Genomic DNA, 25,657 nt, shown 5'->3' with positions numbered 1-25,657 from the left:
TTAACCTATATGTTGTGTAATTTTATTTACTTAAACCGGATAGCTGTACCACTCACCGACACCATCATCATCCCTCCTTGCTGGCCAACCACTTCGTAATCAATATCGATACCAACAATACCATCGGCACCTAGGGCCTTTGCTTTTTGCTCCATTTCATCGAAGGCAATTTCTCGGGCTTTTCCCATTTCTTGCTCGTAAGCGGCAGACCGACCGCCAACAATATCGCGTATAGCGCCAAAAATATCTTTGAATATATTGGCCCCCAGTATGGCCTCACCAACAACCACACCCAGGTATTCCCGAATGGGCCTGCCATCTACTGTCGACGTTGTGGTTTTAAGCATCGTCACTCCTTAGGCATTTAACTTTATAGAATACTGAGCTTTCCCACCGGCGGTGGACTCAAACGCGCCCGTAGCGGGTACTCCATGTTCAGTGACTTCACCCTCGGAGTTTGCCAGGGTAAATTCACTCTTGGCAATACCGTTTTCGAATACTCCCTCGTGCTGTAATACCAGAGTACCTTTGCCACTGTCCAATACGATTCGCTCATGGCCGACAAAAACTGCGTTTTTTTCACTCTGGTAATACATAAGATAATGAACTTCAGACAAGCCACAAATATCGCCACTGTACGCTTGCGTCACAATAACATAACTTTGTTTCGTGCCATTTTCATACTCGTGAATAACTTTTTCATCCCAATTAGTTATTTGAAACTCTCCTGTCAATTCCATCGTAGGCCTCGTCATTATTATTTGGGTAGAATCTCCCAGGATTCTATTTCACCGTTGTCTAAATAGAACAACGGGTGAAGTTCTGGCTTCTTCAATAAGGCGATTTGTTGATATCTCTTGTAATCCCTTACGCTCAGTTTATTTAGTAGATGCTGAAATTCATAATCCACCTGCCCAGTGGTAACGCGCAACTTGGAGCGAATAGCTCTATTGGGCAGCTTGCTTTTGTCGAAGTTATACCCTCGCTGAGTCGCTTCATCGGCCACCGACTTTAGATAGCTGGTGATAGCCCCCAGAGGGTTTCTTGTGTTCCTGAATCGAATAAGTTGTGGGTGGTTCTTATAACCCTTGGTTTTGCCGGACAAAACATGTAGTGCAAGTAAACCTTCTCGCCACAAGGCAACCAGCCCTTTCGCATCTAAGTAACACGGGTGCAAACTCCAGAGTCTCACAGTATGGGTCCAATCTATCGATAATACCTTGCTCTGCTAACCGTTTTGGCCAACGCTAAATACCGTACTTACTGCAATACCATGCGAACAAGTAGTGCGTATTTTAACCACTCATCATTAAAACTCACAAGCGGAATTAACCTAGCATGCTTCAGTAAGTTGGCAATTTTAGGATTCTGACGGAAACCGACAATTTAAGGTTTTGCTAATCCTGCGAGCACGGGGGCTTAAAAGCAGGTATGCACCAACGCGGACACTCGCTTAGCAAAGACTGTAGCCTCGTCCAGGTTATCTCCCAAGAACTAGGCTGTAACGCATTCCTACTATACGTTCGCTCTATTTTTGAAGAGGTACACCGTGTGCTCTATCACAGCGGCAGCAAAAACTACGCCGAAAATTACAATTACCTCAGCACTCGCCTGGCAGTTAGTACCCTGTGGCAATCCGAATAATGGTGAACTCGTGATACTTCCATAGTTGTGTCCATAGGGCATACCGATAAAATAGCTGACGATAGGCACAGCCAACCATGTAATTCTATAAGGCTTTCGCTTGAACATAATAAAAATGCTAAGCGGTAAACCTATTGTCGCCGATAGCACCAAAATGTCATGGTTGGAGCAGCCATTAGCAACGGCGGCGACATAAAAGAAAGCCAGTATCAATAGTGTGAGCACACTCAGCGTCCACTCAAGCTTTGAGCGCCCACCTACGGATTCTCTCGAGTGTGTTTTCGTTGATATTGTAGCGGTGTCCTGCACCAATTCGCTTCTGAAACCGGACATTACATCTTGATTGCTTTCTTGAACGCCTTCGGATACAGCAGCAATACCAGGCTCGAGTTTAGATCGAATATCGGCTATTAGCTTAACGAACCCAGGATAATTGTCTGTCCCGTCCCACCCATATAACGGCACGGTCTGAAGACCAGCAAACCGGAATGGAAGCTCGACATCATCTATCTGTGTAGGAATCAACTTCTGTTTATTCAGCGCATAACTGGCTTCATCTCTCACGTAACGCGAACTTATCGAAAGCTTCGACCACAAAACAACGACACACGTTGCTTCTTGCAACGCAGCTTCGATCACATCGTCGAAATGTTCTCCCGCGCGCAGGTGAGGGTCCCACCAAACCGTCCAGCCCTGCCTCTGCAGGGCGTCGGCCAATTGTTTGGCTGTTTGCTGATCTTCCCTTTTGTAGCTGATAAAAATATCGTTCATAGTCCCTTCCTCGTTTACGACCAAACGCTGACTGGTTACTACCCTCGCAATTTACAACAACCAATACAAAACGTTCTGGTCACTTGGCGATACCTCCTTGCTCCCCCCTTTACGCTTCGATAACGATATAGGTTGGTGATCGATTGCTCCGGCATCACTCTCAAATACAAATGTTTCCCTTAGCGCCGGGTAAACGACTTACTCAACCCTGAATTCAACTTGCATATTCGCATGGTACTTCACTTCATCAAATGAGCTTCCAGTCTGCTGAACTCTCCCCTTGCGCTTCATATCGTAGTCAACGCCAGACCTAACGGCAGCGACCACAACCTCTTCAACAAGTTGTGCCCCTTCAGTGGCCTGCATGCCAACCCCCAGCTCTCTAAACGAAACCGGAATTAATTTGATCCCAAGTGATTTTTCATACTGTCGTTTTTTAGCCAGTATTTTATCTAGAGCTTGCTGCTTTACCACCTCTTGAAATTCGTCTTTTTTTGAATGAGAGAACAGTGTTGACGATATCTCAACCTCCGTTAGCTCATCGGCAATAGTGGCTATATCCTGAAGCTGCTGCTCAGATGTGATTTTTATCGTCATTCTATTAACGACTTTAAAGGCATTAGGTTTCTTCCCAAACCAACCGTATTGAGGCGATGTCGAAAATTTGGAATTTTTTATCGTTTCAGCTTTAAACCCCTTGTCGATTAAGTACATACGTACGTTTTCTCGCACAGTTGTATTCGCTTTTAGGGATTGCGAAAGCCGCTCTTTCTCCGTGGTAATAACCAGGTTAATATCAGCCTCATCAGAATATGCGGTTTTTTCTGCACTATCGTTAATCGTTACCAGAGTCTCTTTTGGGTAGAGAAACCCACGAAGATCTTCTGGGTAACCCTTAATTTCCGGTGCCGCATAGCACAACGATGCGGTAAGTAAGATTACGGTAACTACAAGTCTTATCATTTTTTTCTCCCAAACCCCATTTAGTTATTGAATCCTTCGTTATTCAACCTACGTTTTTCGACTGAAAAAACGCTTCTACGCATTACCTCAGCACTAACGTCGAAACGCCACTATCACTGGCAACTTTGCCGCGCGGTAAGCCGGCAACACACCACCAATTAGACCGATAACAAGTGCTAACTTTATGGCTTGCAGAAAGCCATCGCCTGAAATTTCAAAATCAAACACAATTTGGGTAAAACTTCCCCCAAGGGTAGAGGCGGTAATACCATCGAAAAACAAATAGGCCGCCACGGCACCCAGAAGACCACCAATCACCGAAAGCACCAGAGATTCGACCAAGGTGCCGAAGAAGGCGGACATTCCACTAAACCCTATCGCCCGCAGCGTTGCAATCTCCACTGCTCGTTGCGCTACTGAGGTATACATGGTGTTCAGTGCTCCGGCTAATGCGCCCAATGCCATTGCAATCGAGAGAGGCCAACCCAGATAGAATATTAGATCCGCCATCCCTTTAGATTGCTCAGAATAGTAATCAGACTCCGTCCAGACATCTAAATTTAGGCGCGGATCATTTTTAAAGAATTCTTTTAATGGTGTTATCTCACCAGATTTCGCAAGTTTTACGCGCATAATTTGGTAGCTGCTGCCACGATTAAATTGGCTCTGTACGGTTTTCGAATCGGCCCACAACTCACTTGAGAAGACCGAGCCCCCGGCGGCGAACACACCGACGACTGTCCATTCAATATTATTAAGCCGAATGGTTTTATTAAGTTCGAAGCCGCTGAATTCTTTAAGAATCGCTTCTCCTACCACGATTTCATTGGTCCCCGGCTCGAAAATTCTGCCAGCGACGATGCTGATATTCTCCCTCATGGCAATACCACGGTTGTCCAAACCCCGAAGCGGTAAATTCACATCGGTACCAGTGGTTTTTTTCTTTCCGGTTACAATAATATAGAGTTCTCCGGAGACGATTGGCCCTTCCGCATCTAGCGCTATACCCGGTGCGGTTTCAATGACACGGTATTGTTCCCGCAGTAAAACACTATTTAATTCTGCCTGCGAACCTTCACGTAATATTACTGCCAGAGCCTCCGAACCGGTGCCTTTTAGGGTTTGCTGAAACCCATTAGACATCGCCAGAAAGCCGAGCAATACAGCAACAACGATGGCAACCGCCAGAAGCGTTGCTAACGACATCCAGATTCTCTTCGGCAAGCTGCGTATATTCATCGCAACCACCGCCATAACTTGTGCAAATACACTGACCATCGTCTATCTCCTGCTCAACGCATCTAGGGTGTTGAGTCTCATTGCCCGCCAAGCGGGGAAGAATCCCGTTAATAATCCCAACAGCACCATATAAGCCAAAGCTTTCAGGATGGTTTCTCCACTGAGAATTAAATTCGGCAATATCGATTGCAACTGTGGCTGTTGACTCGCACCCGTCACGATGAAATGCGCAAAGCCCAAACCTAGCAGGCCTCCCATCAAGGCTAATACGATTGATTCAGTCAAGATCATGCGAAAAACGCGCATTGCCTGAAAGCCCAATGTTTTTAACACCGCAATTTCCGCCGTACGCTCACGAATAGCAAGAGCCATGGAGTTACCCACAATGAGCAGAATGGTAAAAAATGCGGCCAGCACGACCGAGGTTAGAATCAGGCCCACGCTCCCAATCTGCGCTATAAACGCTTTGGTAAATTGTTTTTCCGATGTGGTTTCCGTTTCAGCGGGCGAGTTAGCAAAGCGTCTATCGATGCTATTAGCGACATTGTCGTTTAGCATTGCATCATCGGTTGTAAGAATGGCCCAACCGATCCAGTCTCTACCGAAGGTCTGAGTTTCTATAAAGTATTTGTAATGAAAGAGCAGATAGTTTGTATCCAGCTGACGATCTTTCCCTGTAAAAATTCCGATTATCACCATATCCCAAACGTGTGAACCATCAGACTTTGAAAATATACTGGAGGAAATAGGAATGCGATCACCTACCTTCCAACCTTTCGCGGTCGCCATGCGCTCGCCAACAATCACCCCCTGACGCTCTGCATACCAGGCTTTCTTAAACTCCTCATCTAACAAAATTTCGTCGTAAACCTTTAAGTAACTCTCGGGGTCGACCGCCATACCGACAAGGGGTTTACGCGCATCCTGGTGGTATGCCCCGAACCAATTAGCCCAAGTTACGTCTTTAACGCCATCCATTGCGCGAATTTTTTGAACATGGGCAATAGGCAGCGGTTGGGTAAAATTTATTTTGTTGACAACAACCAAACGGTTATCGGCGGACAAATCAATACCTGCATCAAAAGCGCCTTTAATAGAAGACAACACCCCAAAAAGTAAAAACGCGATAAATATCGCAAAGCCATTGAGAGTTAGGCGCATTTTATTGCGCGTAAGGTTTTTAAACACTAGATAGAAATCTTTCATGCCACCAGCTCCTTCTCGACAAAGCTCCCTTTATCCAGATGAATACAACGCTTGGCGTATCTAGCGGCAGCGGGGTCGTGAGTCACCATAATGATGGTTTTGCCAAACTCATCATTTAGCAATTGTAGTATTTTTAGAATGTCTTCTGCGGTGCTGCGATCCAAATCGCCGGTCGGTTCGTCACATAATAGAAGAGCCGGATCAGACACAATGGCCCTGGCGATGGCAACGCGCTGCTGCTGGCCACCGGAAAGCTCATCGGGTTTGTGTTTAGCCCTATCCTGTAAACCTACCAGTGTTAACGCTGCATCGATATTTTTCTTTCGTTGCGCGCGGGATAGTCGTTTTAGTAAAAGTGGTAACTCTACATTTTTTTCCGCTGTTAGCATGGGCATTAAATTGTAAAACTGAAAAATAAAGCCCACATTTTCGGCTCGCCAATTTGCCAATCCTCCTTCGCTCAGATTTTGTATCGGTTTGTCTGCATACAAAATTTCACCCGCACTGGGTTTATCCACTCCACCCAGCATATTCAGCAGTGTCGTTTTTCCCGATCCCGAAGGCCCCATCACCGCTACGAAATCGCCCTTTTTTATATGCATATTCAAGCCATCAAAAATCGAGATGGTTTCCTTTCCCTTGGTGAAATATTTGGCCAAGCCTTTTAACTCAAATAAATTGTCGCTGCTCATAGTGTTATCCCTAGGCCTGTTCGTCGAAAAACGCCACCTTAACGCCCATATTGGGCAGTATGCGTTCATCTCTTGTGTGTATTTTTATACGTACTTTTACGGTCGCTTTAGCACGATCTGCGGTGGGAATAATGGCAATAACACTGGCCGCCAGATCCCAGTCTGCGTACGCATCCAGATTCGCAATAACTTTTTGATTGGCGACAACGCGACCGATAAAGGCTTCATTGACATCCACTTCAATTTCAAGCGAATCCATATCCACCAGAGTGCAAATACCCGTACGCGTATAACCACCGCCGGCTGCAGCGGGCGCTACAATTTCGCCAGGTTGTGCATTCTTTACGGTTATTACGCCACCAAATGGTGCGCGAATGGTGTGATCGCCAAGCCGTTCCCGCTCGCGTTCAACATTTAGTTCCACCACGTTTAATTCTGCTTTGGCACTAGCCCGTGTGGAATTTAATTTGGACAAATCTGCCTCAGCGCGTGTGCGTTGTGCTTCACTGGAGAAATTTTCTTTCCCTAGAGTCGACAGACGCTTCAGTACACGCTCGGCCTCCTTTTGGTCACTTTCAATACTGTTAACCAATTCTCTCTGAACCTGAACCTGCGCCTCAGCCAAGCGCAGATTGACACGAGCCACGGAATCGTCAAGGCGCGCAAGAATTTGCCTTTTCTCGACACGCATTCCTTCTTCCACGTCGACACTAACAATGAGCCCCATAATTTCGGCCGAAACAGTCGCCACCCGACGCGCGGTGATATAACCAGAGGCATTGAGTATGACCTTCTCGTTGGAACGTGTATCAACGGCGGCCGATCTCGATTGCATATTCGCAAGCTCTGCGGTGCTAATTGGTGGCTGTTTTTCGTTGGTAGGGGATAAGGGGGAAGGGAAAAGATATAGCGTGATACCGGCGCTGACAATTGCCGTTACCACCACCACAATGACTAACTGCGGCAGGCCCACTATTTTTGCAGGTGGTTCGCTTCTATCAATAGTTAACTGCTTCAGCAGTTCACTTTTATCTTGCTCTGGGACCACAACAAACTCCTGTAGCATACTGTGTATGCTTTTTAGAGTGGTTCGGAATTTTCAGAACCTAACATTCATTGGCGCCAGTTTAGGCTCCCGGTCTTTATATACCGCTGCTAGCGATAAGTCTCTGCCCGACGACTGGCATCGTTATCCACTAATATAGAATTGCGATTTAGCAGGCCGATTTTTTTATTTTGCATACTGCCGTTATCTCAGACACTATACCGCAACTATTCTTCTCCCCCCATCGTTGTTCGCCTTTGATATTAATCTGTTTCTATAATTCAACTGCAGTCACGCGAAGCATGGTATATGCTTATCCTTACTCATTGGCGTTTATGTAACCCTCGGCACATTCTCTATGCTTGCTACCAATAGCGAAGAAAATAGAACAGTTTTGGTTGTTGAAGATAACCCAGACAATCAACAACTTGCCACCTGGATACTCGAAGACGAGGGTTTCAATGTAACCTGCGTTGATTCCGCTGAAGAGGGCTTGGAGCTACTGGAGGTCCAGCGCTACGATATCGTATTAATGGATATTTCTCTGCCTGGCATGGACGGCAAAGAAGCCACCCGCAAGATTCGACAAGCACCCCATTTAAAGGATATTCCGATACTGGCGCTTACCGCACATGCCGTACAAGGCGAACGGGAAAGCATTATTGCCAGTGGCGTCGACGGCCTGTTAACCAAACCCGTCAACGAAGAAGAGCTTATCAGCCATATTCATTCACTGCTGGCCCGATAAGACGCTTAACGGGCGTCTGCTTCGCCACCACCTCCGGTGATTGCCAGCAATAGAATTCCAACGTCGGCTCCAGCCCCGAAAATGCCAATGCCACCACATCTTTTCCCGTCGCATCACCCCAGCCCTCAAACGCGAGCCAACGGCTACCGCTTCCGTAGCTAGAAACGGAAGTCGCCACCTCTGCTGTTGCTTGTTGCGCGTTTCTATTCACGTGTATAGCCAGCTGCTTGCGCGCTTTAAAGATACTACTGTCGTTAAGCTTTACTTCACTTTCCATAAGTGTCCACAGCAATGTAAAAAGCTTGGCCTTATCCTCCTCGCTCTCCTGCTGCTCTACCCATTCAGCGGTATAGGCATGCATAAAATTTAGAGAATTTTGCCACGGTGGTGGCGCCTTGCCCCGGCCCCGATGCACCGCTTCCACATCCACCCCCAGATTCTCCTTGGAAATAGCCACCACTACGGCCGTATTACAATGGGATATATTGAAGTGCCAGCCGCAGTCATTGGCGAGACGGGGTTTGCCGTTATCACTATAGGCAAAGCGAATGTCGCTGGGCGATACTGCCAAAACGTCTGATAACGCCTGCTTCACCATGCGCCGGCCCTGTAGGAATTGTGCCGCCACGATATCGCACATACGCCCGTAACGCTCGATTTCACTGGCATCCAGAAAGATGTTTACGTCGTCTGGCGAGGAGGAAGGAATGTCTTCCGCCGCGCAATAATAGAGGCTGGCCTTAGGCTGCATAGTGGAATATAAACTCAATTCGTTTCGCTATCGCTTTCTTCTGTAGACACAAGAACACAGCAGTTACGGCCCCCGGCTTTGGCCTCGTACAAGCCTTTGTCCGCGCGCTCGAAGGCAGACTCAACCGAATCATCACTGGCAAAACCTGTTATGCCGAAAGAAATGGTAATGCCCACGGGCTCATCCTTAAAGCGAAATGACGCCTTGCTCACTACAGCGCGAATTTTATCCAGTACTTTCTTCGCCGTATTCGGTGTGGTTTCGGGCAACAACAGGACGAATTCTTCGCCCCCGTAGCGTGCGACAAAATCCACTTTGCGCAGGCGAGTTGAGATAACCCGCGCCAGCAATTTAAGAACTTTATCACCGGCTTGATGGCCGTAGTTGTCGTTAATTTTCTTAAAGAAATCGATATCACATACGGCTATCGTCAGGCTGTGGCCGTAGCGTTGAAAGCGCTGCAATTCGTGAAACGCGCGCTCGTTGTAGGCCTCGCGGTTGGGCAGCCCGGTAAGCGTATCGTGGGTCGCCCGGTAGCGCTCTTCCTCCAACAGCTCTTTTGTTTTGTTGGATTCCTTTTCGATGGTCTCGACTTTTGTCAGCAGTTTTTGCAGCTCGCCGGTAACGGTATTGACGCCCTGCTCCTGTACCTGTCGATAATCGAGAAGCGCGTCATGGATCACCGAAAGGTGGCTCGTCACCGAATCCTTAAGGTTATCAAGTGAGGTCGAGTGCACCATTGTCTCCTGAATTTTCTGCATCTCACCACTAACGGCATCAGACAAATCGGCAGCTGCGGTATTAACCTCCGCTTCCCGCTCCAGCGCGATGCCCAATGCACTGCTGATAGAGCTCAGTTCCTTATTGACGTCCTGCAGGTACTGGCTGAATTCGCGGTCTACATCCAGATAGCGCTGCATCAGGATATCGCGAATATCTTCTAGCGTGACAGAGAGAGCGTACCAATCCATACCTCGCTCGATACGGGCCCGAACCAAATCTACCCGGTGGCGGACAATATCGTTGGGCTCAATATTATCCATCAGCTCACGCAGCGTTAAGGTAATGCGAGAGGCAACCTTGTCATAACCATCTTCCTTCAGCAGATGGCCACCATGTAATGGCTCAGCACCTCTCTCCTTACCGACAGACTTCGCTTTGTCAGCGGGTGGCACCTCGTTATTGGCCAGTTGCAATGTTTCTCCGCCCAGGCCCTCCTCTTCTTTGTGGCGCGCCACATCTGTCGGCTCTTGTACCGATTCTTTAACAGAACCCAGCGTATTCCCACCCTTCAAGCGCTGAAAAAAAGACGTGGGTGGATTCATTGCAGCGTTAAGCGCCGACTCCTGCAGTAAAGTCAGCTCCCCCAACACACGGGGGTAATAGCGATAAGAGGTTAGAGCGTGTTGAAGATTTTTACTAAAGCCGTGAATTTTGTCCCGAAGCTCTCTCGGTAGCTTGAGGGTAAGGAATATTTGCAGCAGGCCACGCATTTTTTCAACGGCTTGCAGCTGCTCCTGATCGCGAATGCGCTCAAAAGCTAATACCGATTGCTGTACCCGCTCGAGCTGCTCGACAACCTGATGCCCCGAGCCACCGCGCATAAGTTCCTTCAAGGCCAGTAAGCTACTATCCAGATTTTTGTCCAGACCCTGAGCGGCAACCCCCAGGTGACCGAGCGTCTTGCGCATTAGATCCAGCTGAAAAGTAAACTGTTTCTGCTGACGTTCCTGGTCGTCCAATGCTTTAAGGTATTTTTCTTTGTAGCTACTACCGGCTGTCTCAACCATGGGCCATTTCCCAATTTTTTTGTTGTTCTGTTTAAGGCCACCTAAGTATAAGACAGCTCTGGCGAAAGCCCCAATTCAATACCTTTGGCCATAAACAAAAGCCCCGGCACAGGCCAGGGCTTTTCGAAAAACCGGGGTCGATGGCGCCCTAGTTCAGGCCTTTCTCTATTTTGATTTTTCCAATCAGGAAATCGACCACTTTAAACATCGCCGCATGACCACCGGCCATACCAGTGGTTACACGATAACGACCATCCACAATCAGCTCGGGCGTGCCCTGGGTTTTGAATCCATCACGTACGCGCTTATCGGTCGCCTGCATTTGGCTAGAAACGCCAAAGGAATCGAAAGTAGCTTTGAACGTGGCCGCATCAACACCCGCCTCAGCGAATATAGCGGCTATATCATCTGGATCGTTCAGACGATTGCGGCCAACATGCATAGCCTCGAATACTTTTAAATGCACCTGATCCAACACATTCAAAGATTTAGCTGTGTAGAAAATGCGTGCGTAGTGCGCCCAAGCCTTATTGAAGATCGCCGGGCTTTGTACAAACTCAACACCTTCCGGCATTGAGGTTAACCAGGCCTTCGCTGCGCTCTCAAAGTGGAAACAGTGGATACAGGCGTAGGAGAAAACTTCGGTCACTTCGATTTTGTTACCGGTAATGGTTTTCACCGGAGTGGCCAGTTCTTCGTAGTGAGTGCCGGCAAAATATTGTGCCTGCGCAGACATTTCAACTAACGCCTTTTTAACAACCGGCTTAACCGCCTCTTTTGCTTGTTCTGCTGCATGCTGATGGCCAGCGTGAGCATCGACCACTGTCGCGGCAGCCTCTTCAGCTTTTGCATCGGCTTTTTCAACGACTGCGACTACCGGTGCTGCGACAGTTTCCTGAACCTGCGCGGCAACAGCTTCAACAGCAGGTGCGAGCTGTGCCGATTCGGCCTCCGGCTTACCGCAAGCGCTGAGTATAAGGGTAAAAATTATTGTAGTGACTGCGAGGATACGCATGGTGTTCTCCTGGGGTCCCAATGGATCAAATCTTCTAGTTATGGAAGAGCATTATAGAGGACATATGCGCAAACAAAAAATTCCACAAAAAAGGCAGCCGCAGCCGCCTTTTTTCTATTCTTTGAAACGCGGGTGTCGCCTAGTTCAAACCGGCGATAAAATTCGCCACCGCATCAATTTCAGCATCGCTCATATACTGGGCAACGCCGCGCATAATCATAGCATCACCATCGTTAGTACGATTACCGGCGCGGAAATCTTTTAACTGTTTGGCAATATACTCCGCGTGCTGACCACTCACGCGAGGGTATCCAGCGGGGGCATTGCCCTGGCCGCGGGGAGAGTGGCAACCACTACAAGCCGGAACACCACTTTCGTGATTACCCGCACGGTAAACCTTGGCGCCCAATTTCAAACCATCGACCTTAACACCGGAGTTCAGCTGAACTTTCTGCTCTTTGGAACCACTGAGCTGGGTCGTTTTACTGGCAAAGAAAGCGGCTATATCGGCCATATCCTGTTCGCTGGAAGCATCCAGCTGCCCCGTCATTTGCGGCACATCGCGCACCTTGGACTTTATATCCTGAAGCTGCTTGAGCAGATACTTCTCACCCAGCCCAGCCAGCTTGGGGAAGCTGGCAATGGCGCTGTTACCATCAGCCCCATGACAGGCGGTACAGGCTGCGGCCAGAGCCTCACCATTTGCCGCATCGCCAGCAGCATTCACCTGTGACGACAGGGCTGCACCCAATAGGCCGAAAGAAATCAAAGTGGCGCGAAATACTTTGTTCATTGGTTTATCCGTTATTGATTTATCTATGATTTTCAATGATAGAGCAGTTCAATCTCTGGCATTGGGCATTTTTGCGTTAAACTGCTCGTTTGCCCACGGCAACATGCGTATTCTGCTCATTAAAAGAGCGGCATTATATACGTTGTCCAGAGCTATCACACCCTTCCAACCAGTAGATACCCGACTATGACGGAAATTAACTTCCGAAAAGCTCAATTTTTAATCAGCTCCCCGAGCCTAAGAGATTGCCCCGCCGAAGGCGGTGCTGAGGTGGCCTTTGCCGGACGTTCTAACGCAGGCAAGTCCAGCGCCATTAACAAACTGACCGACAACGGTAAGCTGGCGCGAACCAGTAAAACGCCCGGGCGCACACAGCTAATCAATTTCTTCTCGCTCGACAATGACCATCAACAGCGACTCGTCGACCTACCCGGCTACGGCTACGCCAAGGTGCCACTGGCAACCAAGAAAAAATGGCAGGCACACTTATCGGAATACCTGCACGAACGCCAATCCCTAAACGGGCTGGTACTGCTGATGGATATCCGTCATCCGCTGCAGGAATTTGACACCATGATGATTAACTGGGCAGTGGACGCTGAAATGCCGGTGCATATTCTGCTCACCAAATCCGACAAACTGAATCGCGGCGCCGCTAAAAACACCTTGCTGGAAGTACAGCGCCACCTGAAAAACTCCAATGTGGAAGATCTGGTCTCTGCCCAAACCTTTTCGGCCCTAAAAGGCGACGGCGTGGCCGAGCTAGAGAAAGTGCTCGCCAACTGGCTGACAATCAAAGAACCAGAAGAAGAATAGACACAGAAACACTCAGCAAAGCCCCGAAACAACTGTTCCCGTTAGGGCAATGTTTTGGCCCGAATCTGCACGAATATACTCACTTCGTAGGGGTGGCTGCTGCCAGCGGGAAGACGCCGCTCCTGCGCATCCATGCGCCCGCGGCATACCGTCCATTACCACGCGCTGGCCCGAATCTGCACGAATATACTCACTTCGTAGGGGTGGCTGCTACCAGCGGGAAGACGCCGCTCCTGCGCATCCATGCGCCCGCGGCATACCGTCCATCCCTGGACATAAAAAAACCCCGAGCTTTTGGGGCTCGGGGCTAGCTATCGCTTTGGGGAAGCTTAGATCAATCAATAATCATTGGGAGGAAACCCAACAGGCGATCTCGCCTGCACACAATATATGACTAAAGCTTTTTCCCTAAGTTCAAAATAGTTTCAGTTTTTTTGAGTCACTGGCAACTTACAGCTCAGCCCAACGCATTGGGTCAGCCGGGCGATTCTGCACAATGGCTTCTATGGCATCGTTAACTTCGGGTGTGATCTTTTCGATCACATCAAGCGCGGCAACATTGTCTTTCAGCTGCTCGATTTTAGATGCGCCGAGAATAACGGTACTCACATTAGGGTTCTTTAAACACCAGGCCAGTGCCAAATGGTGGACAGGTACACCCAAACCATCGGCGACGGCGGAGAGTTTACGGGTCTTCTCGATCTTCTCCTGGCCTTCTTCCGACTCGTACATCTCCTTCAACCACTCATAACCGGGCAGGTTCAAGCGACCATCGCTGCCGATACCGTTGTTGTATTTGCCAGTAAGCACACCGCTGGCCAGTGGCGACCAAACTGTAGTACCCAGACCAACGCCGGTGTATATATCGCGATATTCCTCTTCCACCTTTTGACGCTCGAACAGATTGTACTGCGGCTGCTCCATGGTGGGAGGGGTCAGGTTGTACTGGCGGGCGATCATATGGGCTTCCATAATCTGCTGCGCGTTCCATTCGGAGGTTCCCCAGTAGAGTACTTTGCCCTGCGCAACCAGGTTATGCATAGAGCGTACGGTTTCTTCGATAGGGGTATCTATATCCGGACGATGGCAGAAATACAGGTCCAAGTAGTCCACCTGCAGACGCTTAAGCGCAGCGTTACAGGCCTCAGTAACATGCTTATTACTCAGCCCCAACTGATTGGGCTTTTTACCGCCCCAGAACACCTTGCTGGAAACACAGTATTCGTCCCGTGGCAGGCCCAACGCTTTGATGGCGTTACCCATTACAATTTCCGATTCACCGGCTTCATAGCCTTCGGCGTTGTCGAAGAAATTAATACCCAGATCAAACGCAGCCTGGATCATAGCTTTGGCATCATCCAGATGTACCTGCTTACCGAAGGTAACCCAGGAACCCAGCGATAAAGCACTCACCTGTAGCCCAGATTTACCCAATCGACGATATTGCATATTATTTACCCCTTAATAAATTTTGCGCGGATGTTAACAACTGTTCTGTCAAATATAGGTTGGATTCTCAAGGGGTACCGATAAAGGTTGGCGTACCCACATCCAACGTCTGCCCTGTTGGTGCCAGCCGACCATCGGCTGCAACTTCCAGAGCAACCAGCATGTTGCTTTGTTCATTCGCCACCAGCAAAGTATTGCTGTCCTCCAGTAAAGAGAAATACCGTGGCCAATGGCCCAGCGACGATTGCCACTGAATAAGATCCATCGTTCCTTCCTCCTCCAGAGCCACAACCGCAATGGAATCGTGGCCTCGGTTGGAAACATACAAACGGCTACCCGCAGCATTCAGCACAATATGAGCGGCCAGCGAATACTCGTTAAAATCTTCCGGCAGGATGGAAATAGTTTGTTTCTCGGTCAATGTACCGTCGTCATTCTGTACCACTAAGGAAAGCGTATTATCCAGCTCATTGACCACATAGATCGCATTTTTAGTGGGATGAAAAATCATATGACGCGGGCCAGCACCAGGCTTGGCTTTTAATGCCACAAAACCCTCACCTAATTGCCCACTCGCTTGATCGAAAGGGTAGGCCATAATGGTATCAATACCCAAATCCACCACGTATAAAATCTTCTCGGCCTTATCCCAGCCCACCCAATGCGCGTGGGCCGCCTCTTGGCGATCTTTGTCGGGGCCAGCACCGGTGTGCTGCTTAACTTGTGGCTGCTCGCCCAATAAGCCCGTATTTCTGTCTCGAGAAAACAAGGCAATATTCCCGCCCATATAATTCGCCACAACTAAATGCTGCTTATCTTTACTGAGAGCCAGATGGCAAGGCGAAGCGCCTTCACTCGCTAGCGTTTGCTTTAGTTCGCCTCCCTCATAAACATTCAGAACACCCTGAGGGGTTTCACCCACGGCATAAGTGTTTTTATTTTCCTGCATCAGCCAGGAGGGATTTGTGGTTTCTACTACCAGGCTTAGGTTGCCCATTTCCCTCGTTTCAGGATTAAAATCGAATTGGTAAATACCTTTACTGGCGGTTTCTTCAGAGCCGGTATAACCACCGGTATAGAAAGTTTGCATATTATTGGGCTCTTTGTTGGGCTGACAAGCGGTTAGGATGATCAATGTTAGAGCTAGCAGGTATTTTTTCATTTTTTCTTTTATTTTTAAGTAGATATCAATTTGTAGGTTTTTCGCCCCGCAGGACGAAAAACCCGTTTGCTATAACGCGACTAAAGAACGAGCGATTCCCAACTCCAACCCACGCAATTCGGCCAGACCTTTCAATCGTCCAATCGCCGAATACCCCGGATTAGCCTGCTTATCCAGATCATCCAGAATTTGATGTCCGTGATCCGGCCGCATAGGAATGGAAACCCCCCGCTTACGTGATACCTCCACTATGGCCTTGATCAATTCAAACATATCGATACTGCCATTCAAATGCTGGGACTCGTGAAAGCTACCGTACTGTTCCCTCTGGGTATTACGCAGGTGAATAAAATAAATACGATCACCAAACCGGCGCACCATACCCTCTAAATAATTGTCTTCACGAATACTAAAAGACCCTGCGCAAAAACACAGGCAATTGGATTCATTCGGTACCGCTTCAAATAACTCATCCAAATCTTCAGCCGTACTCACAACCCGAGGCAAACCATAAATGGTAAAGGGAGGATCATCCGGGTGAACAACAAGCTTAATGCCCAGCTCGTCAGCAATTGGACAAACCTGCTGTAAAAAATAGAACAAATTTTGTTTGTATTGCTCAGGGCCAATATCATGGTAAACCATAATTGCCTGTAAAAATTGCTCCGTACTGAAGCCCACCTCACTACCCGGCAAACCCGCAACAATGGTTTTTTCCAAGGCCACTTTGTCGCTTTCATCTAAGGCGTCAAATTTTTCTTTTGCCAGGGCAGCGACGTCTTCCGAATAGCCGTCCACCGCATTCGGGCGCTTAAGCATAAATATATCGTAGGCCGCCACATCGATCATATCGAAGCGCAAAGCTTTACCACCATCGGGCATGTCGTAGCTCAAGCTTGTTCTAGTCCAGTCCAGTAGCGGCATAAAATTATAGGTAATAATATTTATATCGCAGGCGGCAAGATTGCGCAGGCTCTGTTTGTAATTTTCGATAAACTGTTCAAAGCCCAGCTCTTGGGATTTTATATCTTCGTGTACCGGTAAACTTTCAACAACACTCCAGCGCATACCGGCTGCTTCAATTTCGTCCTTTCTGGCTTGAATATCCTCCACGCTCCAAACCACCCCATTGGGAATTTGATGAAGGGCGCTGACAACACCGGCACAGCCAGCTTGTCGCAAATTGGAAAGGCTAACGGGATCTTTCGGGCCAAACCAGCGCATGGTTTGCTCCATTAAGGTATTGGAATAATCTATAACGGTCATTAATTTACCCTTTTCACTTAAGCTCACTGCTCGTTTAAGTAATCGTCTTTCAGCGCCACATAATTGTTGGCAGAATATTCGAAAAAGGCGCATTCGGATTCTTTTAACGCGCGCGCCTGTTTTGCCGGATTACCCACATAAAGGTAGCCCGATTCCAGCCTCTTGCCCGGCGGAACCAAAGCCCCTGCCGCAACCATCACATTATCTTCAATAACCACGCCGTCCAGTATCGTAGCGCCTATCCCAATCAGCACGCGGTTTCCCACCGTGCAGCCATGCAAACAGGCGCCGTGACCAATAGTCACATCATCGCCAATATTCACCGGCCAGCCATCGCGCGTAAACTTGCTCGCATGGGTAATATGTAGGGTCACATTGTCCTGAATACTGGTGCGTTTACCCACGCGGATACTGTGCATATCGCCGCGAACCACTGCGCAGGGCCAAACAGATACATCGTCGCCCAGCTCTACATCACCAATAACAACGGCGGCAGCATCGACAAACACGCGTTCGCCCAGCATCGGTGTATGGTCTTTGTAAGGCCGGATATTGCCGGCAAGGGGCTTGTTTTCGCTCATACTAAACTCCATTAAAGAAACCTACGATATTTCGCCATTCTAAGCGCTAAGGATTCAAGAAGCGATGAACAACCCTCTGTTGCAAGACCAAACCTTACCTCCCTTTGATGCGATTCAAACAGAACATGTGGTGCCAGCAGTCACTCAGCTTTTATCCGATGCACGCGCGCAGCTAACACAGCAGCTTGCGCAGTTAAAAGACGTGACATGGGAAACATTGGTGGCACCCATCGAAGAGCGAGGCGATATCTTAAACAAAGCCTGGTCGCCAGTCGGTCATCTTAACGCGGTTTGCAACAGCGATGAACTGCGAGAAGCTTACGAACAGAGCCGACAGCTGCTAACCGAGTATTTTACCGAGCTTGGGCAAAATGAAACCCTATACAAAGCCTATCAGCAGCTGCGCGATGGCCAGCACTACCCCTTACTTAGTCAGGCCCAGAAAAAAACCGTAGATAACGCCATTCGCGATTTTAAATTGTCCGGCGTCGCCTTGCCCACCGAACAGAAACAGCGCTACGGCGAAATACAATCCCGCCTATCGACCTTAACCAACCAGTTTTCCAACAACGTTCTCGATGCTACTCACGGCTGGTACAAGCACATTGAAGATGAAAAAGCACTGGTGGGTTTACCGCCATTTGCCATTGCCGCCGCCAAAGAAGCTGCCCAATCCAAAGAGCTTAGCGGCTGGGTACTAACGCTCGACACACCCGTCTATTTCACCGTTATCACCCAGAGCGAAAACCCCGAACTGCGCAGGGAAATGTACGAAGCCTTTAACACCCGCGCATCAGACCAAGGCCCCAGCGCTGGAAAATGGAATAACTCCGACATAATGGAAGAAATACTGGCCCTGCGTCAGGAATTAGCCCAGCTACTTGGCTTTAACAACTACGCCGAATTTTCCATCGAACCCAAGATGGCAGAAACCACAGACCAAGTCGTCGAATTTCTGCGCGACCTCGCAAAAAAATCAAAGCCCTTTGCCGAAAAAGATCTTCAGGAGCTCAAAGCCTTTGCCTCCAGCGAATACGACGTACAGCAACTAAAAGCCTGGGATATTCCGTTCTACTCAGAAAAACTCAAATTAGCACGCTACAGTATTTCGCAGGAAGAACTGCGCCCCTACTTTCCAGCCGACACCGTTATCAAAGGCTTGTTCGAAGTGGCGAATCGCCTATTTAAGCTAGAATTTGAAGACAAAACAGCAGAAGTCAAAACCTGGCACGAGTCGGTAAAATATTACCAAATTACGCAAAACGGCGAGCCCATCGCCGGCTTCTATTTCGATCTCTATGCCCGCGAGAAAAAACGTGGTGGCGCCTGGATGGATGAATGCAGGGTAAGACGCATTCGCCAGGGCGAATTACAACTACCCGTTGCCTACCTAGTGTGCAACTTTAATCCGCCGCTCGACGGCAAGCCATCGCTGCTAACCCACAACGAAGTCACAACAACCTTCCACGAATTTGGCCACGGCATACATCATATGCTCACGCAAATAGATGTCGCAGCGGTAAGCGGCATTAACGGTGTCGCGTGGGATGCCGTAGAGCTACCCAGCCAGTTTATGGAAAACTTCTGCTGGGAACGCGAAGTCCTCGCGTTTTTATCTGCTCACTACGAAGATGGCAAATCACTGCCCGAAGAAAAGCTTAACAATATGCTGGCCGCCAAAAACTTCCAGGCAGCCATGTTTATGCAACGGCAACTAGAGTTTTCACTGTTCGATTTCCTCCTGCATATTCACAGTGGCGCCAACGAATTCCCCGGCGTACAAGCACTGCTAAACCAAGTGCGCGACGAAGTCGCCGTATTTTCTCCGCCAAGCTTCAACCGCTTCCAACACAGCTTCTCCCATATCTTTGCCGGAGGCTACGCGGCGGGTTATTACAGCTACAAGTGGGCCGAAGTGCTGTCTGCCGATGCATACTCCGCTTTTGAAGAAGCCGGAATTTTCGATACCGCAACAGGTCAGCGCTACCTGCAGGAAATATTACAAAAAGGCGGCTCAGAAGATGCCATGGTACTGTTCAAAAACTTCCGTGGCCGCGAGCCAAACGTAGATGCACTATTAAGACACTCCGGACTGGCCACCTAATATGAAAAAACGCTTTATTGCCGGGGCCGTCTGCCCCAAATGCGGAGTAATGGACAAAATCCTAAATTATCAGGATGAAGAGAAAAATTATCGTGAGTGTGTAGCCTGCGGCTACAAAGATGAAATACTGATAAGACCGGTAATAAAAGAACTGGAAACCCGCGTAAACCGAACGGAAGAAGAAATGCAATCACAAACCCAAGTTATACAGTTTCCACCAAAAGAATAACACCCCGCCAATCGTTCCACTTACAACAGCAACGCCGCCTAGAACCTGCCAACTAGCGCGGCGAAAAGCTCACCACTCTGCGCTTTTTTTACCAATGGTTTGTAAAAAGACACCAATATTGCCGCCAAAAGTGAAGCGCCCAAACACGCGACAAAACCCAACACACTAAAACTCCCCAAGCAATACACCGCGACGGCAGAACCCAGCGTGACCGAAAACGTGACCAATAGTACCAACTTCCAATTCATAAAAACTAAATCCCAAAAATACTAGTTGCTGTTGGTTGCGATTACATAACACCGAAATCAGCCGGCACGTTAGCCTGTCGGCTGTATCTAGTTGTTATATTTTTCATCGCACGTTACTTCCGATTCGGAACCTAGATAATAGCAGCCATTCCATATATTTGACTTGGATTTTTATAGCCAAGCAATTTCCATGCGGCCATCCGTTTTTTTACTTTACTTGTACCGCTCCATTTTATCGCCATGTCTATGGCTTTCCCACTTATATGATTACGTGTCAACGAAGCTGGATTTATGCTTCTTGGAGGAATTTCCAATCAAAATGCATTCACCATTTCCGCTACTCCAGCTTTACTTTTTACTAAATTGCCATGATTCCATTGGATATCAACAGCCGTCCCAGCATCCGTAAAATCTTTGAAGGTCGCCTATAAATTATTTACCTTATTACTGCTCTTGGCATTAGCCCATGTAACCCAATATTTTCCACTATTTGTTGGCGTAATTTCTCCTTTCTGATTTACACCTAAACGCCCACATAAACGGCGAGCGACAGCGAATCCCGGCCACGCTTTTTGTGGGAAATCTTTTTTATGTGTTTGCTAAATGTTTCTCCAGCAATCACAGCCAAAGCATCCAGAACCAACATTATGGCAGGTTGTTTGGCTGATTTTTCTTGTTCTTTAATGAGTCTTGATGGTGAGAGAAGTGATCTCCCTTAGCGAGGCGGTCGTAGAGTACTACATTTACAGTGGCGGCTAAATTCATGCAGCCCTCAGTTGGAATATAGACAATATCCTCGCAAAAGTCGGTGATCTCTTTTTTCAGAGTGCCGTCTTCTGGACCAAAAATGTAAAAGGCTCGGGCTGGGTGCTTATAGCTAGTTAGTGGCTTGGCGCCAGCGATCAACTCAATGGCCACTGGTACGCAGCCCAACGGTATAATATCTTCTAATTCCTTTACTCCTATGAGCGGCAGTGTTTCATAAATTCTTTGGGTGTCGGTGTAGAAAGGCTTGGCGTGATCGTACCGTTTTCCTGTATAGAACACGGAATTGACGCCATAGCAGCCAGCGGCACGCATCACTGAACCGACATTCTCAGGAGACTTAGGGTTGAACAGGCCGATACAGGCATAACTATTTTTCATTAAAATTAGTTCATTTTTGGTGATTTAAGAAAAGCAGGCAAAGGTTTCGCCTTACATTTAACGCCGGTAGCTATTTCCGGAGTAAGTTGGATTGAGCGTTTGCGTATTTTTTGTAAAAACCAAGACAGCTTACGGAGGCCAATTGGCTACCTTTGTTAAGCATTTTTTGCATTTAGTCGCTTAATTTGAACAACACCAATTATTGTACCCGCTGGGACAAAAAGAACCCATAGATAGCTCAAATATTTGGTCGTCTGCTTAAACCAAATAGGTAGCGTTTTAAGTTTATATACCACGACTATGCTCAGGAGCAAACCGACAAGCCCCAGATTGATAGGCTTGTTAGAGCAGTGACGGAATGAAGCCACAACATGAGCGAACCTCATCAACACTCTCTTCATATGTGCGTACTTTTGCTCCATGTAAGTTGTACGCTACTCCAGTACCTGAGACGTATGTACTACCACCAAACTCGACAAAATAATACCTTCCCGGCTCGGCAGTCAGGTTGATTTTGGTGCTTGGCGTCATAGCAATTCCAGGCCATTTTATTTTTATTTCATGCTCTCCTTTCGTTATGTAAACCCAAGTAAAGGCCTTATTAGGTAATTGAGCAATACTCTTTCCATTCAGACTGGCTGACACCTTATACATAACAGGTGGAACCATTTTTCGATAAAGTACTAAAACAGAATATTCTTCATTAGGAGTGCCTACATCTGCATTATCATAATTAAGCGATGTAGATGGCGGAGTCGCACAAGCGACAATAAAACAAAAGATAAATAGTAAAAATACGTTTTTCATATATCCCCTTACTTATTTACTGCTCTAACGCCGAACTCACCGGCCCATTTTTTTGATTTCTCTTTATTCTGCTCTGAAAGTAGCTTACCAAAGTTGGTTTTCCCTTGGTTTTCTTGGCTTCTTCTAACGACATCTTCGTCTTTTCTTTCTTATTATTGTCCATTGCCGATTTCCTTGACGAGCTGAAACTGAGAAAGCTCTTCGTCCGTTAAATGATGAAGATCTGGATCTTCATCGATAATTTTTCCTATTTCTTCGTCGGTCATTGATTGTACTTTTTTAGCATTTGATAGCCCTTTAAGTTTTTTAATCTGCTCAAACGACATTCTGGTAATACGTTCGCTCACAGCGCTACTCCTTTTCTAAATAAGTGTGATTCATACTGCTCGATATCATTTTTCTTTGCTGGACGCGCTGAAATAATTCTATTTACCAACTGACCTTCTGAGTATGCTCTCACTGCATAAGCGACAAATAAAACTCCAAGTTCACACTTACCTATTGTTTGATATCGAATTTCACCATAATCATTTCTAGTATCTATCCGCTCCTGCCGAAACGGGTCATCCCAAACCATTACGGCGTCAATAAAATCAATTCCGCGTCTCAGTAAGGTCTGTTGACGTTTATTTTAATCCCATTCAAATTCCATATTTCCTCCTAAATTAGGAATATCAAAGTAGCTACTAACGCCGAGCTAAGCGGCAGTTTTTAAGTTGTGATTTTGTGGAATTCTTTTGCGCAGAAAAACCACAAAAACGCGACTTAAAAACTGTCCAGCCACGAAGTGGCGATGCTTGAGCGATTTGTTAGATTTCACTTCTGCTATACTCATATATACATGCTTGACCACCTTTTGTGGCAAGTTCATGTAGCGGAGAGTTGAAGTTGGCATAAAACTTAAACCCTATTCTTTCATAGAAGCCACTTGCGCCCAATCTATTTGTTTCTACACGTATTATTTCGGAATTTGAATTATCGCAATGACCTTTGAATGAATTCCACAATTTGGAGCCTATGCCTAAGCCCCGATAAGCTTCGTCTATAACGAATAGAACAATTTCATTTACATTTCGAGAGTCTACAGATGCTCTGTTTTTTCCATGTACAGTTGCTGTCTCAATTAATATATTGCGTTCTTCTTTATTAGTGCTACCAAAATATAACTTGAATGTAGCTTTTAACCCAAGCAGCAGACCGCCTTTAGGATTTTTGTTATTAATATTAAACCCGAAGATAAAGCCAACGACCTTTCCGTTAATTTCTGCGACCATATGATAATTGCTAGTGAAAAATGAGCCTCTTGTGTATAGCTCTTTGGCCAACACAAATAGCTTTTCTGATGCAAATATTTTATCGAATCTCCAAGCAAGATTAACTAACTCTTCACAGCTAGAGTAATCTGACTTTCGGTATTTCCTTATTTCAATATTTCCCACGCGATTTCCTTGATTGCGCTTTCCAATCTAACGAGGCTGTCGAATTACTCACATATTTAGATGAATAAAATCAACTAGCCTTTCCTGTTTTTATTTTAATTTGTCGAGGAACATCTATTTATCCAAAATGGAAAATCAATACCCCAACATTAAAAAAATAACAACAAACCCCTACTGGGGCTCATATTCGCCGTATTTTTGAATCTTTACCATATTATGTACCATTGTGAACAGCAACCATTGACCCGTGACCGTCTCTAAACCTCGCAGGCTCAACCACTTTAATCCAATGTTATGCTTAATGTTCCCAAACACCGGCTCTACAGCGCCCATTCTGCCCCCGTATATATCTCGCCCCTCCGGCGAATCTATCTTTTCTTTCATTAGATCAAAGGGGCTCGGAGGATTCGATTTCGCGTCCTTTTTAATCGATACTTGTCGACCCTGTAGTCTCGGTGCGCTTTTCATACACTGCTTCTGAAATGAACAGCTTCGACAATCGTTTAGCAGCCCCACAAACTTTCGGTAGTGTTCGCCATTCAGTATGTAATCATCCATCGCCAACCTCATGCTGTTACCGACCGGGCATTGACAACTATTACTTTCCTCGTCGTAGCTAAATTCACTGACCTTAAAGAATTTCCGTCTGCGCGATTCCGGTTTCTTGCGATCCCTGTCTTTATAGAGCGGGTTTCTTGTTCGCATGCCCCCGTCGGCTAAATAGGCATCAATTTCATGTTCAAAACAGTAGTCGACGTTTTCAATAGTATTAAACCCTGCGTCAGCTAGAACCTTTCGTCCCTCTAAGCTTATTCCTAGGTTCTCCTCAACCTGCTCAAGCATTGGGATGAAGCATTTGTGCTCTGTTTCATGCGCTATTCCCGCACCAGAAATCACTTGGTGTTTATCATCTACAACAGCAACGGCCATATACCCTTGTGCGGCACCACCACCTCCGGACATTAGGGTACTGCTATCCGAGTCCGTAAGATTGGTCTTTTTGGGCTTGCCTGTACGGCCAATTTTGTCCGTCATTTCACTAAGAGGGGCTTCTAGATCCTTAGCAAGTTTTCGCAATTTCTTGATTTTCTTCTTTTCTCTCTCTCGACGATCAGGCTTCACACCGCCCGCTTTGTCTTCCTCGCGGTGCTGCCTTAATAGAAAATTAACGCCATTCTTTATTTTCTTGTACCGCTTCTCGAAATCAGAAATTGTGCCCGAATTATCTTTACTGGCATTAGACGACAGCTTCGTACCGTCGATTGAAAAACAATTGCCTCCGATCAAGCCTAGGTAATCGCACTCTATGACAATTTGAATAAATAGATCTTCGATTTGCTTATGCTGTTTAGATACGAATGCCGCTAGTGTCGAGTGATCCGGAGTAAGGAATCCAGACAAGCTCATAAAGACGGTATTGAACTTACAAAGGTTTTCAATTTTTCGGCTACCGGTAATACCGCGAGAATAGGCGGCCAGTATAATTTTTAACAACACTGATGGAGGGTAAGCTGAGGCTCCACCCTTGGAGTTATTGTAACCCGCCTCGAACGAGCTTAAATCAGCAACGTGATCGATTAGAAGCTGAACCGTTTCATCAAAACTACCCTCTGTTATTTGCTCATCAGGGATAACGGGAATAAATCGACCTTGGCTCGAGTCAATTTCTTTGAAGTTATTGCCTATCAGGATTTCCTGTAAATGGATAGTAGGTTCACTTTACTAGATGAAAGTGGTCAATTCAGCAGAAACA

The 25,657-nt window shown here is 47.1% G+C and carries 27 protein-coding genes and 1 pseudogene; 4 read left to right on the top strand and 24 right to left on the bottom strand.

The window, feature by feature from the left end:
* Positions 1-26: 26 nt before the first annotated feature.
* The 9 genes from H5715_RS16625 to H5715_RS16585 form a co-directional block, all read right to left on the bottom strand.
* Entirely contained in the window at positions 27-347 is a 321-nt protein-coding gene (locus H5715_RS16625; protein ID WP_075186339.1) for a heavy metal-binding domain-containing protein, read from the bottom strand.
* A gap of 9 nt (positions 348-356) precedes the next feature.
* On the bottom strand, positions 357-740 hold the full coding sequence (locus H5715_RS16620) for a DUF3224 domain-containing protein (protein ID WP_075186340.1): 384 nt from the start codon (positions 738-740) through the stop codon (positions 357-359).
* A gap of 17 nt (positions 741-757) precedes the next feature.
* Complete coding sequence (locus H5715_RS16615; RefSeq protein WP_075186341.1) at positions 758-1,192, bottom strand: pyrimidine dimer DNA glycosylase/endonuclease V; 435 nt, start codon at positions 1,190-1,192, stop codon at positions 758-760.
* 323 nt (positions 1,193-1,515) lie between these two features.
* Entirely contained in the window at positions 1,516-2,415 is a 900-nt protein-coding gene (locus H5715_RS16610; RefSeq protein WP_075186342.1) for a toll/interleukin-1 receptor domain-containing protein, read from the bottom strand.
* Positions 2,416-2,613: 198 nt separating this feature from the next.
* A complete protein-coding gene (locus H5715_RS16605; RefSeq protein ID WP_083608085.1) occupies positions 2,614-3,378 on the bottom strand; it encodes an SIMPL domain-containing protein in 765 nt (254 codons plus the stop codon).
* 93 nt (positions 3,379-3,471) lie between these two features.
* Positions 3,472-4,656, bottom strand: a complete 1,185-nt coding sequence (locus H5715_RS16600; RefSeq protein WP_075186343.1) for an ABC transporter permease — start codon at positions 4,654-4,656, stop codon at positions 3,472-3,474.
* Between the two features lie 3 nt (positions 4,657-4,659).
* Positions 4,660-5,823 (bottom strand): ABC transporter permease, encoded by a 1,164-nt coding sequence (locus H5715_RS16595; protein WP_075186344.1) that lies wholly within the window; start codon positions 5,821-5,823, stop codon positions 4,660-4,662.
* A complete protein-coding gene (locus H5715_RS16590) occupies positions 5,820-6,515 on the bottom strand; it encodes an ABC transporter ATP-binding protein (protein ID WP_075186345.1) in 696 nt (231 codons plus the stop codon). Before H5715_RS16590 ends, H5715_RS16595 begins: the two co-directional genes overlap by 4 nt.
* Before the next feature lie 10 nt (positions 6,516-6,525).
* Entirely contained in the window at positions 6,526-7,563 is a 1,038-nt protein-coding gene (locus tag H5715_RS16585) for an efflux RND transporter periplasmic adaptor subunit (protein WP_246434594.1), read from the bottom strand.
* 355 nt (positions 7,564-7,918) lie between these two features.
* On the opposite strand from H5715_RS16585, the gene H5715_RS16580 reads away from it, so the two are divergent.
* Complete coding sequence (locus H5715_RS16580) at positions 7,919-8,308, top strand: response regulator (protein ID WP_075186347.1); 390 nt, start codon at positions 7,919-7,921, stop codon at positions 8,306-8,308.
* Here H5715_RS16580 and H5715_RS16575 read toward each other — a convergent pair.
* From H5715_RS16575 to H5715_RS16560, 4 genes are all read right to left on the bottom strand, one after another.
* Positions 8,277-9,059 carry a 4'-phosphopantetheinyl transferase family protein gene (locus H5715_RS16575; RefSeq protein ID WP_075186348.1) on the bottom strand — a complete coding sequence of 261 codons (783 nt, stop codon included), beginning with the start codon at positions 9,057-9,059 and terminating at the stop codon, positions 8,277-8,279. The two genes, H5715_RS16580 and H5715_RS16575, sit on opposite strands and share 32 nt — an antisense overlap.
* A 14-nt stretch (positions 9,060-9,073) precedes the next feature.
* Positions 9,074-10,849, bottom strand: a complete 1,776-nt coding sequence (locus H5715_RS16570) for a GGDEF domain-containing protein (RefSeq protein WP_075186349.1) — start codon at positions 10,847-10,849, stop codon at positions 9,074-9,076.
* A 148-nt stretch (positions 10,850-10,997) separates the two neighbouring features.
* Complete coding sequence (locus H5715_RS16565) at positions 10,998-11,864, bottom strand: thiol:disulfide interchange protein DsbA/DsbL (RefSeq protein ID WP_083608086.1); 867 nt, start codon at positions 11,862-11,864, stop codon at positions 10,998-11,000.
* A 139-nt stretch (positions 11,865-12,003) separates the two neighbouring features.
* Complete coding sequence (locus H5715_RS16560) at positions 12,004-12,657, bottom strand: c-type cytochrome (RefSeq protein ID WP_075186350.1); 654 nt, start codon at positions 12,655-12,657, stop codon at positions 12,004-12,006.
* A gap of 186 nt (positions 12,658-12,843) precedes the next feature.
* Here H5715_RS16560 and yihA point away from each other — a divergent pair, with 186 nt between their 5' ends.
* Complete coding sequence (yihA, locus tag H5715_RS16555) at positions 12,844-13,473, top strand: ribosome biogenesis GTP-binding protein YihA/YsxC (RefSeq protein ID WP_075186351.1); 630 nt, start codon at positions 12,844-12,846, stop codon at positions 13,471-13,473.
* A 450-nt stretch (positions 13,474-13,923) separates the two neighbouring features.
* Here yihA and H5715_RS16550 read toward each other — a convergent pair whose 3' ends face one another.
* The 4 genes from H5715_RS16550 to H5715_RS16535 form a co-directional block, all read right to left on the bottom strand.
* Entirely contained in the window at positions 13,924-14,922 is a 999-nt protein-coding gene (locus H5715_RS16550) for a potassium channel beta subunit family protein (protein ID WP_075186352.1), read from the bottom strand.
* 67 nt (positions 14,923-14,989) lie between these two features.
* Positions 14,990-16,012, bottom strand: a complete 1,023-nt coding sequence (locus H5715_RS16545) for a lactonase family protein (RefSeq protein WP_175574283.1) — start codon at positions 16,010-16,012, stop codon at positions 14,990-14,992.
* 141 nt (positions 16,013-16,153) lie between these two features.
* A complete protein-coding gene (gene uxuA, locus H5715_RS16540; RefSeq protein WP_075186354.1) occupies positions 16,154-17,350 on the bottom strand; it encodes a mannonate dehydratase in 1,197 nt (398 codons plus the stop codon).
* Between the two features lie 23 nt (positions 17,351-17,373).
* Complete coding sequence (locus H5715_RS16535) at positions 17,374-17,931, bottom strand: gamma carbonic anhydrase family protein (protein ID WP_075186355.1); 558 nt, start codon at positions 17,929-17,931, stop codon at positions 17,374-17,376.
* A 64-nt stretch (positions 17,932-17,995) separates the two neighbouring features.
* Here H5715_RS16535 and prlC point away from each other — a divergent pair, with 64 nt between their 5' ends.
* Both prlC and H5715_RS16525 read left to right on the top strand, forming a co-directional pair.
* The gene (gene prlC / locus H5715_RS16530; RefSeq protein WP_075186356.1) at positions 17,996-20,035 is read left to right on the top strand and encodes an oligopeptidase A; all 2,040 of its coding nucleotides are present in this window, start codon (positions 17,996-17,998) and stop codon (positions 20,033-20,035) included.
* Position 20,036: 1 nt separating this feature from the next.
* The gene (locus tag H5715_RS16525; RefSeq protein ID WP_075186357.1) at positions 20,037-20,264 is read left to right on the top strand and encodes a YheV family putative zinc ribbon protein; all 228 of its coding nucleotides are present in this window, start codon (positions 20,037-20,039) and stop codon (positions 20,262-20,264) included.
* An 893-nt stretch (positions 20,265-21,157) separates the two neighbouring features.
* Here H5715_RS16525 and H5715_RS16520 read toward each other — a convergent pair.
* From H5715_RS16520 to H5715_RS16490, 7 genes and pseudogenes are all read right to left on the bottom strand, one after another.
* Positions 21,158-21,658: an RNA methyltransferase gene (locus H5715_RS16520; protein WP_075186359.1), complete on the bottom strand. Its 501-nt coding sequence runs from the start codon at positions 21,656-21,658 to the stop codon at positions 21,158-21,160.
* A gap of 342 nt (positions 21,659-22,000) precedes the next feature.
* Positions 22,001-22,465 (bottom strand): hypothetical protein, encoded by a 465-nt coding sequence (locus tag H5715_RS16515; RefSeq protein ID WP_075186360.1) that lies wholly within the window; start codon positions 22,463-22,465, stop codon positions 22,001-22,003.
* Positions 22,466-22,481: 16 nt separating this feature from the next.
* The gene (locus H5715_RS16510; protein ID WP_175574277.1) at positions 22,482-22,628 is read right to left on the bottom strand and encodes a hypothetical protein; all 147 of its coding nucleotides are present in this window, start codon (positions 22,626-22,628) and stop codon (positions 22,482-22,484) included.
* Positions 22,618-22,812 (bottom strand): hypothetical protein, encoded by a 195-nt coding sequence (locus H5715_RS16505; protein ID WP_075186361.1) that lies wholly within the window; start codon positions 22,810-22,812, stop codon positions 22,618-22,620. The genes H5715_RS16510 and H5715_RS16505 overlap by 11 nt, the downstream gene beginning before the upstream one ends.
* Positions 22,809-23,084, bottom strand: a pseudogene (locus H5715_RS16500) (BrnT family toxin); the annotation flags it as partial. The gene H5715_RS16505 and the pseudogene H5715_RS16500, both read right to left, overlap by 4 nt.
* 190 nt (positions 23,085-23,274) lie before the next feature.
* Positions 23,275-23,904, bottom strand: a complete 630-nt coding sequence (locus H5715_RS16495; RefSeq protein WP_075186362.1) for a GNAT family N-acetyltransferase — start codon at positions 23,902-23,904, stop codon at positions 23,275-23,277.
* A 171-nt stretch (positions 23,905-24,075) separates the two neighbouring features.
* On the bottom strand, positions 24,076-25,569 hold the full coding sequence (locus H5715_RS16490) for an IS1182 family transposase (protein ID WP_281388216.1): 1,494 nt from the start codon (positions 25,567-25,569) through the stop codon (positions 24,076-24,078).
* Positions 25,570-25,657: the final 88 nt, after the last annotated feature.

This window comes from Teredinibacter haidensis (assembly GCF_014211975.1).
Classification (GTDB): domain Bacteria; phylum Pseudomonadota; class Gammaproteobacteria; order Pseudomonadales; family Cellvibrionaceae; genus Teredinibacter; species Teredinibacter haidensis.
The sequence above is the reverse complement of the archived record's forward strand: the minus strand, read 5'-3'. Positions and strand labels throughout refer to the sequence as shown.

What these genes read in the sequence shown, in the direction of transcription:
- H5715_RS16625 (WP_075186339.1), bottom strand. Translation starts at nt 347, where the DNA reads ATGCTTAAAACCACAACGTCGACAGTAGATGGCAGGCCCATTCGGGAA.
- H5715_RS16620 (WP_075186340.1), bottom strand. Translation starts at nt 740, where the DNA reads ATGGAATTGACAGGAGAGTTTCAAATAACTAATTGGGATGAAAAAGTT.
- H5715_RS16610 (WP_075186342.1), bottom strand. Translation starts at nt 2,415, where the DNA reads ATGAACGATATTTTTATCAGCTACAAAAGGGAAGATCAGCAAACAGCC.
- H5715_RS16605 (WP_083608085.1), bottom strand. Translation starts at nt 3,378, where the DNA reads ATGATAAGACTTGTAGTTACCGTAATCTTACTTACCGCATCGTTGTGC.
- H5715_RS16600 (WP_075186343.1), bottom strand. Translation starts at nt 4,656, where the DNA reads ATGGTCAGTGTATTTGCACAAGTTATGGCGGTGGTTGCGATGAATATA.
- H5715_RS16595 (WP_075186344.1), bottom strand. Translation starts at nt 5,823, where the DNA reads ATGAAAGATTTCTATCTAGTGTTTAAAAACCTTACGCGCAATAAAATG.
- H5715_RS16590 (WP_075186345.1), bottom strand. Translation starts at nt 6,515, where the DNA reads ATGAGCAGCGACAATTTATTTGAGTTAAAAGGCTTGGCCAAATATTTC.
- H5715_RS16580 (WP_075186347.1), top strand. Translation starts at nt 7,919, where the DNA reads ATGCTTGCTACCAATAGCGAAGAAAATAGAACAGTTTTGGTTGTTGAA.
- H5715_RS16575 (WP_075186348.1), bottom strand. Translation starts at nt 9,059, where the DNA reads ATGCAGCCTAAGGCCAGCCTCTATTATTGCGCGGCGGAAGACATTCCT.
- H5715_RS16570 (WP_075186349.1), bottom strand. Translation starts at nt 10,849, where the DNA reads ATGGTTGAGACAGCCGGTAGTAGCTACAAAGAAAAATACCTTAAAGCA.
- H5715_RS16565 (WP_083608086.1), bottom strand. Translation starts at nt 11,864, where the DNA reads ATGCGTATCCTCGCAGTCACTACAATAATTTTTACCCTTATACTCAGC.
- H5715_RS16560 (WP_075186350.1), bottom strand. Translation starts at nt 12,657, where the DNA reads ATGAACAAAGTATTTCGCGCCACTTTGATTTCTTTCGGCCTATTGGGT.
- yihA (WP_075186351.1), top strand. Translation starts at nt 12,844, where the DNA reads ATGACGGAAATTAACTTCCGAAAAGCTCAATTTTTAATCAGCTCCCCG.
- H5715_RS16550 (WP_075186352.1), bottom strand. Translation starts at nt 14,922, where the DNA reads ATGCAATATCGTCGATTGGGTAAATCTGGGCTACAGGTGAGTGCTTTA.
- H5715_RS16545 (WP_175574283.1), bottom strand. Translation starts at nt 16,012, where the DNA reads ATGCAAACTTTCTATACCGGTGGTTATACCGGCTCTGAAGAAACCGCC.
- uxuA (WP_075186354.1), bottom strand. Translation starts at nt 17,350, where the DNA reads ATGACCGTTATAGATTATTCCAATACCTTAATGGAGCAAACCATGCGC.
- H5715_RS16535 (WP_075186355.1), bottom strand. Translation starts at nt 17,931, where the DNA reads ATGAGCGAAAACAAGCCCCTTGCCGGCAATATCCGGCCTTACAAAGAC.
- prlC (WP_075186356.1), top strand. Translation starts at nt 17,996, where the DNA reads ATGAACAACCCTCTGTTGCAAGACCAAACCTTACCTCCCTTTGATGCG.
- H5715_RS16525 (WP_075186357.1), top strand. Translation starts at nt 20,037, where the DNA reads ATGAAAAAACGCTTTATTGCCGGGGCCGTCTGCCCCAAATGCGGAGTA.
- H5715_RS16520 (WP_075186359.1), bottom strand. Translation starts at nt 21,658, where the DNA reads ATGAAAAATAGTTATGCCTGTATCGGCCTGTTCAACCCTAAGTCTCCT.
- H5715_RS16515 (WP_075186360.1), bottom strand. Translation starts at nt 22,465, where the DNA reads ATGAAAAACGTATTTTTACTATTTATCTTTTGTTTTATTGTCGCTTGT.
- H5715_RS16510 (WP_175574277.1), bottom strand. Translation starts at nt 22,628, where the DNA reads ATGGACAATAATAAGAAAGAAAAGACGAAGATGTCGTTAGAAGAAGCC.